Source organism: Streptomyces sp. W16 (assembly GCF_033194735.1).
GTDB lineage: Bacteria > Actinomycetota > Actinomycetes > Streptomycetales > Streptomycetaceae > Streptomyces.
On sequence record NZ_JAWOAI010001143.1, the window covers coordinates 1 to 1,028 of the forward strand.

Here is a 1,028-nt window from a genome sequence, read left to right on the forward strand (position 1 = left end):
GGTGGACGGCGACGAGGGAGGACGAGCAGGCGGTGTCGACGGCGACGCTCGGGCCGCGCAGGTCGTAGACGTAACTGAGCCTGCCCGCCGCGACCGAGGTGGCGGCCCCGGTGGTCGCCCAGGGGTCGACGGTCGCCGGGTCGGCGGCGGTGAGGTGGCCGTAGTCGTGGGCCGAGATGCCGACGAAGACACCGGTGGCGGTGCCTGCCAGGGAGGCGGCGGGGATGGCCGCGTGGTCGAGGGCCTCCTGGGCGACCTCCAGCAGCATGCGCTGCTGCGGGTCCATCGCGTCGGCCTCGCGCGGGGAGATGCGGAAGAAGGTGGAGTCGAACCCGGTGAGGGTCGCGTCGTCGAGGTATCCGCCCCACGGGTTGGCGTCCGGCGGGGCCTCGGTGACGAAGTCCCGCCACCGTCCCTCGGGCACCCGGCCGATGGCGTCGGTGCCCTCGACGAGCAGCCGCCAGTAGTCACCGGGTCCGCGCACACCGCCGGGGAGGCGGCAGCCGACGCCGACCACGGCGACCGGTTCGTCGTCGTCGATGGCGATCTCCCGGGGGACGCACGCGCTCTCCGGAACGGGCTCCAGGCTCCCGCCGAGCAGAGCGACCAGACCGTCGACGGTCGACGTCTCCCACAGCAGGGTCGCGGGCAGTTCGCGGCCGAGCGCGCGGGAGAGTTCCGCGGCGATCGCGACCGCGTCGCGGGAGGACATCCCGAGCTCCGCCAGCGGCCGGTCGGCGGCGATGTCGGCGCCGGGTACCCCGGACCAGTGGGCGATCCGTTCGACGACCAGGCGTCGCAGGTCGGCGGAGTCGGACGGGACCGGGCTCATTCCGTGCCTCGCTCGGGGCGGTCGTAGGAGCCGTCGAGGTAGCGGGCGCGGGTGAGTGTGCGGGAGATCTTGCCGCTGGTCGTGCGGGGCACGGTGCCGGGTGGGAGGAGCAGCACGTCGGCCAGTCGCAGGCCATGCCGGGCGGAGACGGCGGCGCGCACGGCGGCGGCGACCTCCTTCGGGTCGCGGGCGGGTG

At 75.0% G+C, this 1,028-nt stretch carries 1 protein-coding gene and 1 pseudogene; both read right to left on the reverse strand.

Going from position 1 to position 1,028, the window contains the following annotated elements; genetic code table 11:
* Positions 1-832: type I polyketide synthase (locus R6V09_RS53785; RefSeq protein WP_317888645.1), on the reverse strand; the 832-nt coding region annotated here is incomplete at its 3' end.
* Positions 829-1,028: pseudogene (locus R6V09_RS53790) on the reverse strand (fatty-acid--CoA ligase); the annotation flags it as partial. The gene R6V09_RS53785 and the pseudogene R6V09_RS53790, both read right to left, overlap by 4 nt.